This window comes from Saccharothrix coeruleofusca, assembly GCF_014648515.1.
Classification (GTDB): domain Bacteria; phylum Actinomycetota; class Actinomycetes; order Mycobacteriales; family Pseudonocardiaceae; genus Actinosynnema; species Actinosynnema coeruleofuscum.
Window position 1 is genome coordinate 425170 of record NZ_BMRG01000004.1, and the last position, 7218, is coordinate 432387.

The window sequence follows — 7218 nt, forward strand, 5'->3', positions numbered from 1 at the left end:
TCCGAATAATTACTTCCGGTCATTGTCCGATCGCAATTCGTCGCCCCCGTCGGCCCGGCTCGCGCCAACCGGGCGCTCCGGCAGCACCCGCGGCCTGCGCCGCCCCAGCGCCACCCCGTTCGCGATGTGCCGCGACGCCTCCCGCCCGCCCCACCCCTCGACCCCGTCGTGCACCGCGGCGGCGGCCGACAGCAACGACACCGCCGTCGCCTCGTCCAGCCACCCCGCCCCCACCAACTCCCCCAACCGGCACGCCGCGGTGAACACCACGTGCGCCCGCGTCCCCGGCGCGGCCTCGCGCACCCGCTCCACCTCACCGCTGACCACAGCGGCCCGGTACGCGCGAACCCGACGCCCCGACGACACCACGCGCGCCACCCCCGGCCCCAGCAGCGGCCCCGAAACCTGCCGTGGCGCCAACGCCGCCACCAACCACGCCGGAGCGGGCGCCACCGGCCCGTCCCGCACCACCCGGTAGCGACGCGGCCCCCGCGCCGTCCGCCGCACCGACCCCGCCGCCGTGACGAACCCGCCCACCCCGCGCGTGTCCACGTGCACACCCAGTCGCGCCACCGAATTGCCCAGCACGGGCCACTCCGGAGCCAGGAAGTACCGGTGCTGCCCTCCGCGCGGCGTCTCCACCGTGTACGTCTCCCGCGGGTCGTCCGCACCGTGCGCACGCGCCAGCTCCCGCAGCACCTGACAACCGTGCGGACGACCGGCGTCCAGATCCACCACCAACAACCCCGCGCCCCGGCACGAGATCCCGACGTTGTACGGGGCACGCGCCCACCAGGACCGCACCACCGCCGGATCGAGCGTCGCCCGCCGGTCCCACTCCCGCCACACCGGCACCTTGCCGCCGGGACGCAGCGGGATCACCGGCCAACCCCGCTCCACGGCGGCCAACGCCGCGGCCAGCCTGGGTGGTGTGACGGACATGGACGGCCCCCTCCCCCACTACGGGCGCGGGGGAAGCGCGCCACCGCCAGTTTTCCACTACCGGCCCGATGGCACCAAGCTGCCCAACGCAGAATGATTTATTCTTTAGTCAACACTGAAAAGATTAAGTAAATTACGCACGACTCCGACACGTCCACTGTGGACCGGACTGCGCCGAATGCCGCGATCTTCTTGCGCCGCACCCGGCGCGGCCTCGCTGCACCAAGCGCGGCCGTGGCGGCGGTGGACCGATCGTGTCGCGCTGTTCACCGATGATTCCGTCGAGTTGACCACGACCAGCCGGGCCGAACTCGCGGCGCGGTATCGCCGTCGTGCCGGGTCTGCCTGCGCGCGAGGAGCAGCGGATGGACGGCCGGTTCGTCGGCGCGACGGTGACCGCCGAGGAGGACATGGGCACGACCGGGGTCGCGGGGGTGCGGGTGGCCGGGACGCGGGACGAACTCCCCGGCCCGGACGGGACCTTCGGCCGTGTGGCGTGGCGGTGGCCCCGACGGACAGTGGGTGTGGTTCGTCCGGATGACCCGCCGGGTCGGTGGAGCGGAGGTGGCGTGGTGGACGGTGTGAAGCCGGTGCTGGGGCTGACGGCGCAGGAGGTGACCGAGGTCCTGCGCGCCGCCGCGCTGGCTCCGTCTGTGCACAACACCCAGCCGTGGCGGTTCCGACTGGCGGGCGACCGCGTCGAGCTGCACGCCGATCCCGCCCGCAGGCTGCCCGCGACCGACCCGGAGGACCGCGAGCTGCGCTTGGCCTGCGGCGCGGCGCTGTTCAACCTCAGGGTCGCCCTGCAGGCGCGCGGGGTCCGGCCGCTGGTGTCGCTGCTGCCCGGCAGCGACGCGCCCGGCGCGCTGGCCGCGGTGCGCCGCGGTGGCACCTTCCAGGTCGACGAGCAGACCCGCGCGCTGGCCGCCGCGGTGCCCGCGCGGCGGTCCAACCGCAAGCCCTTCCGCGACGTCGCGGTGCCGGTGGGCCACCGCCAGGCGCTGGTGCGCGCCGCCGAGCGCGAGCGGTCGTGGCTGCACGTGGTGGGCGACCCCACCGACCGGGCCAGGTTGCAGGAGTTCGTGGCGCGGGCGCACCGGATCCAGTCCGCCGACGCGGACGTGCGCTCCGAGCTGGCGGCCTGGACCGGTCCCGACCGCGACGGGGACGGCGTCCCGCCCGCGTCGGCCGGGTTGCGGCCCGCGCCGCAGGACGAGTGGGCGCTGCGCGACTTCCAGGCCGTGGAACGCCCACCGGGCAAGGACTACGAGTCCGACCCGCTGGTCGTGGTGCTGTGCTCGTTCTACGACGGCCCGCTGGCCGACCTCCAGGCAGGCCAGGCGCTGCAACGGGTGCTGCTGACCGCGACCACGCTCGGCCTGTCGGCCTCCTTCCTGTCCCAGCCCGTCGAGGTCCGCCCGGTCCGCGAGGAGCTGCGCCGCGCGCTGGGCGGGACGCTGGTGCCCCAGGCGGTGCTGCGCATCGGCTTCGGCTCGCCGGTGCCGCCCGCGCCCCGCCGCCCGGTCGCCGAACTGCTGCTGGAGCCGACCACGACGCGGTGAGCGGCGGGTGGGCGCGTGGCTACCGGTCCAGCGGGACCGCGGCCGCGGGCACCTGCTCGGCCTCCCCCTCCGGTTCGGCCCGGCTCCCGGCCTGGGCGGTGGCACGCCGCCGCCCAGGCGAACGCGTCGACAGCGCCACGCACGCGGCCAGCGCCGCGGTGACCGCGCCGACCACGGGAACGGCCTGCACCCCGGCCGTCGCGGTGACCGCGCCACCCACCACGCCCGCGCCCGCGATCCCCAGGTAGATCGCCGAGGCGTTGAGCGCCAGCAGCACCCCGGCGCGGCCGGGGTCCACCGCGACCAGCGCGGCGAACAGCGGCGGGTTGAACGCCCAGAACAACCCGCCCCACGCGGTCAGCACCGCCACCACCGCCACCGGATCGCCCAGGGCGGGTCGCAGCAGCACCAACGCCACCGCGGTCCCGAACAGCGCCACCAGCAGCGGACCGCGCGGGCCGCGGCGGTCGGCGGCCCGGCCGCCCAGCACGTTGCCCAGCACCCCGCCCACGCCGTAGGCCAGCAGCAGCAGGCTCACCGGCAGCGCCGCCGGGCCTGCGGTCAGCAGCGGCGTCAGGTAGCCGTACACGCTGAAGGTGGCCAGGCAGGACAGCAGCGACACCAGCAGCAGCCGCCGCGCCCCCGCGCCACCGCCGGGCAGCGCCAGCCGCTGCCGCAGGCCCAGTGGCGGGCCCGCCGGGGTGGCGGGCACGACCAGGGCGACCACCGCGGCGGCCAGCAGGCACAGCCCGGCGGTCAGCGCGAACGCGGCCCTGGGCCCGGCCAGCTCGACCACCGCCCGACCGGCGGGCACGCCGAGCACGGTCGCCGCGGTCAGCCCTCCGGTGACCACCGCCATCGCCCGCGCCCGCGTGCCCGGCGGGTGCAGCTGCGCGGCCACGGCCGTGGCCGCCGGGGTGGTCAGCGCCGCGCCGCAGGCGGTGACCACCCGCGCGGCCAGCAGCGGCCCCAGGCCCGGCGCCAGCGCCGAGGCCAGGTTGCCCAGGGCGGCCACCACCAGCGCGGCCACGATCAGCGCGCGGCGCTCCCACCGGGCGGTCAGCACCGCCAGCACCGGCGAGCCGACCGCGTAGGCCAGGGCGAACGCGGTGAGCACCTGCCCGGCCGAGGCGAGGGTGACGTCGAGGTCGGCGGCCAGCTCGGGCAGCACCGCGGCCACCACGTAGCCGCTGGTGCCCGCCGCCACCGAGGCCGCGGCCAGCGCCCGGGTGCGCGCGGACACCACGGGCATCAGGACACCAGGCCGTGCGCGGGCGGGTGCAGGTGCGACAGCACATCCGGTGGCCTGCGGCTGGTCAGGGTGACCTCGTAGACGGTCTCCCTGACCAGCGCGACCGGGCGGCCCGCGCTGAGCAGGGTCGCCTGGCAGCGCAGCACGCCCACGTCGCCCGGCTCGTCGGGCAGCGGGTCGTCCAGGTCCGGGTCGGCGGCGCCGGCGGCGACCGGGCAGGCGTAGTGGGTGACCCGCCGCGCGTCGTTGAGCAGCAGGCCCAGCGGCAGGTAACCCCTGGACAGCTCGGAGTGCTGCGGCTCGTCCAGCTCCAGCGACGAGGTGTGCAGCAGCGCGGTGATCGCGGCCAGGCGCGGCCCGCCACCACCCAGGTACGGCACGAGGTAGCCCTCGCGCCGGGTCACCGGGGTGCCCGTGGGCAGGCCGCCCATCAGCTGCGCCTGGCGGGCGGTGAGGTGGTGCACGCGGTCGGGGCACCGGGGCTCCCGGCGCACGCGGTAGCCGACCCACAGCGAGACCACGCGGGTGAACGGCACGGGGACGTCGCGGAGCAGCCTGGCCATGGTCTCGGCGCGGGAGCCGAGTTCGTCGGGGTGCGGGAGCGGGCTGACGTCGATCATCGGGGTGCACCTCCAATGGGGGCCGCGCACGTCCTGGCGCGGGCACCGCGGGGCCGTCTCGGTGCGGGCGCCGAGGGGGCGAATCGCCCCGTCCCCTCGACTCGCCCGCGTCCACGGTGCACCGGCGTGCCCGCGCAAACATCGGTCGGATGACGGATGGCAGGCGCACCGGATGAGACGCCCGCCGGACGTGTCCGGTCCGCTTGCGCCCCAACGGTCCCCGGCACTGGGCCGAACAGCCGCCCGGCGTTCACGCGGTGTTCGCCGGACCCGCCTACGGTCCGCGGCGTGGACATCGCCAGGCGCACCCTCCTGCAAGCGGCCATCGGCACACCGGCGGCCATGACGAGCGCGGCGCACCTCGCCGCCCCGGCCTCCTCGGCCGCCGCACGCCCGGACGCCGACAGCCCCCGGTTCACCATCGCGGTGCTGCCCGACACCCAGTACCTGATCGACGAGGGCGGCTCCGACGAGGAGCCGGTCCGGGAGACCCTGCGCTACCTGGCCCGCAAGCGGCACGAGGAGAACGTGGTCTTCCTGACCCACCTGGGCGACGTCACCGAGCACGGCACCGAGCGCGAGATGCGCGTCGCCGACACCGTGTTCGCCACCGCGACCCTGCCCTACAGCGTGCTGGCAGGCAACCACGACATCGCCTCGAACAGCACCGACCAGCGCGGCGACAGCCCGTACCTGCGCACGTTCGGCCCGCACCGGTTCCGCCGGATGGCCACCTACGGCGGCTCCTCCCCCGACGGCTACAACAGCTTCCACGTCATCCCGGCGGGCGGGCGCCGCTGGCTGCTGCTGGCGCTGGACTGGCGGCTGTCCGAGCGCGGCTTCGGCTGGGCGCAGCAGGTCCTGGACCGGCACCGCGACCTGCCGACCATCCTGACCACGCACGACCTGGTGTGGGCCGACGAGCGGGGGCAGGCCGACCTGTCCACCTACGGGCGGGCGCTGTGGGACCGCCTGATCCGCCGCAACGACCAGGTCTTCCTGACCCTCAACGGCCACTACTGGCCGCCCGGCCGGACCACGCTGACCAACGACCGCGGCAACCCCGTGCACCTGCACGTCACCAACTACCAGGACCGCTACTACGGCGGCGCGGGGATGATCCGGCTGTACTCGTTCGACCTGGCGCGCGGTGTGATCGACGTGGAGACCTTCTCCCCGTGGCTCAGCGCCGCCGACCGCTCGCCGCTGGGCGCGCAGAACCGCGAGCTGAGCGGGGACGTCGACCGGTTCACCGTGGCGGTGGACTTCGCCGCGCGGTTCCCCGCTCCCGCCCCGGCACCGCGCCCGGCGCGCGAGGTGCTGGTCAAGGGCACGGTCGCGTACTGGCGCTTCGACCGCGAGGGCTTCCCCGCCGCCGACGGCCCGGTGCCCGACGGCGCGGTCGCGCGCGACCTGTCCGGCAACGGCAACGACCTGACCGCGCAACGGGTCCACGGCTCCGCGCCGGAACTGCTGGCCTGGTCCGGGGAGCACCACCAGGCCCAGCCGGGGCACGCCAGCCTGCGCTTCGACGGCGGCCAGGGCCCCGACCGCTGCGCCGTGCTGCGCACCGCCGCGACGGCTCCGCTGAACCGGATGAAGTTCGAGTCCGGCTACACCATCGAGACGTTCATCAAGCTGCCCGAGCCGTTCGAGGGCGAGCACGCGTTCATGGGCATCCTCAGCTGGGAGGGCCGCAGCGGCGACGCGGGCAAGACCAGCGGGTGGTCCGACGACGAGCCCACGTGCAGCCTGAACGTCTCCGGCGAGCGGTTCCTGCAGTTCGTGGTCTACCCGGTGCCGGTGGACTCGGACCCGACCTCGTGGAGCCACGCCGTGCCCACCGGCCGGTGGACCCACGTCGCGGTGGTCAACGACGGGCGGCGCACCACCATGTACGTCGACGGCTCGAAGATCGCCCGCAACGCCGCCGAGGACTCCAGGGGGATCTCCACGCTGGGCAAGCCGTTCGCGTTGGGCGGCACGCAGTTCGCCGAGCGCTACGGGCAGGGCTTCTACGGGTGGATCGGCGACACGCGGATCGTCGCGCGGGCCCTGCGGCCCGACCAGTTCCTCACCGCCCCGTCGCGGTGATGCCGGGTGTGGCCGGACCGCCTCCCGGTCCGGCCACACCGCCCGCCCGGACCTCACCCCATAACGCCTGCAAGTACTACCCGAGCGCCCTCTCCGAGCGCGTAACTACTACCCGCTCCGGCGGGGCGGGTAGTAGTTAGCGGCCCGCTGAGGTGGCACGGGTAGTACTTGCAGGCGCGGTGGGGGTGCTGGTCAGTTCGCGAACGGGGCGGGCGCGGTGTCCTCCGGCGGGTCCGGCGTCAGGAGGCTGCCGGGCACCGGGCGGCCCGCCGAACCCAGCTTGTTCATCTTCTTCGGCACCGGGGCGCCCTGGTACTCCAGCGGCCGCGCTGCCAGCGGCTGGTGCACCTCGACGAACTCGCCGTGCGGCAGGCGCTTGATGATGCCGGTCTCCACGCCGTGCTCCAGCACCTCGCGGTCGGCGCGCTGCAGGCCGATGCAGATCCGGTAGGTGACGAAGTACGCGATCGGCGGCAGCACCAGCAGCCCGATCCGGGCCATCCACGTCATCGCGTTGAGCGAGATGTCGAACTTCAGCGCGATGACGTCGTTGGCGGCGGCCAGCAGCGCCACCATGAAGCAGGTCAGCGCCATGGCGCCCAGCGAGGTCCGCACCGGTGCGTCGCGGGGCCGCTGGAGCAGGTTGTGGTGCGCGTGGTCCTTGGTCATCCTGCGCTCGATCCACGGGTACACCGCGGCCAGGCCGGTCAGCAGCGGCAGACCCAGGATGAACGGCAGGAACGGCTCG

At 75.0% G+C, this 7218-nt stretch carries 5 protein-coding genes and 1 pseudogene; 2 read left to right on the forward strand and 4 right to left on the reverse strand.

Features of this window, described 5'->3' with window-relative positions:
* Nucleotides 1–9: 9 nt before the first annotated feature.
* Entirely contained in the window at nt 10–942 is a 933-nt protein-coding gene (locus IEZ00_RS14155; protein ID WP_189223677.1) for a bifunctional DNA primase/polymerase, read from the reverse strand.
* A gap of 365 nt (nt 943–1307) precedes the next feature.
* Between IEZ00_RS14155 and IEZ00_RS14160 the strand changes: the two genes are divergently transcribed.
* Nucleotides 1308–2504 carry an Acg family FMN-binding oxidoreductase gene (locus IEZ00_RS14160; protein ID WP_229795623.1) on the forward strand — a complete coding sequence of 399 codons (1197 nt, stop codon included), beginning with the start codon at nt 1308–1310 and terminating at the stop codon, nt 2502–2504.
* Between the two features lie 19 nt (nt 2505–2523).
* Here IEZ00_RS14160 and IEZ00_RS14165 read toward each other — a convergent pair whose 3' ends face one another.
* Entirely contained in the window at nt 2524–3756 is a 1233-nt protein-coding gene (locus IEZ00_RS14165) for an MFS transporter (RefSeq protein WP_189223678.1), read from the reverse strand.
* Entirely contained in the window at nt 3756–4376 is a 621-nt protein-coding gene (locus tag IEZ00_RS14170) for a hypothetical protein (protein ID WP_189223679.1), read from the reverse strand. The genes IEZ00_RS14165 and IEZ00_RS14170 overlap by 1 nt, the downstream gene beginning before the upstream one ends.
* 288 nt (nt 4377–4664) lie before the next feature.
* On the opposite strand from IEZ00_RS14170, the gene IEZ00_RS14175 reads away from it, so the two are divergent.
* Nucleotides 4665–6470: a LamG-like jellyroll fold domain-containing protein gene (locus IEZ00_RS14175; protein ID WP_306344675.1), complete on the forward strand. Its 1806-nt coding sequence runs from the start codon at nt 4665–4667 to the stop codon at nt 6468–6470.
* A gap of 192 nt (nt 6471–6662) precedes the next feature.
* Here IEZ00_RS14175 and IEZ00_RS36610 read toward each other — a convergent pair.
* A pseudogene (locus tag IEZ00_RS36610) lies at nt 6663–7218 on the reverse strand (cytochrome bc1 complex cytochrome b subunit); the annotation flags it as partial.

Bases quoted from the DNA above. Each gene is read 5' to 3' on its own strand.
- IEZ00_RS14155 (WP_189223677.1), bottom strand. From the start codon at position 942: ATGTCCGTCACACCACCCAGGCTGGCCGCGGCGTTGGCCGCCGTGGAG.
- IEZ00_RS14160 (WP_229795623.1), top strand. From the start codon at position 1,308: ATGGACGGCCGGTTCGTCGGCGCGACGGTGACCGCCGAGGAGGACATG.
- IEZ00_RS14165 (WP_189223678.1), bottom strand. From the start codon at position 3,756: ATGCCCGTGGTGTCCGCGCGCACCCGGGCGCTGGCCGCGGCCTCGGTG.
- IEZ00_RS14170 (WP_189223679.1), bottom strand. From the start codon at position 4,376: ATGATCGACGTCAGCCCGCTCCCGCACCCCGACGAACTCGGCTCCCGC.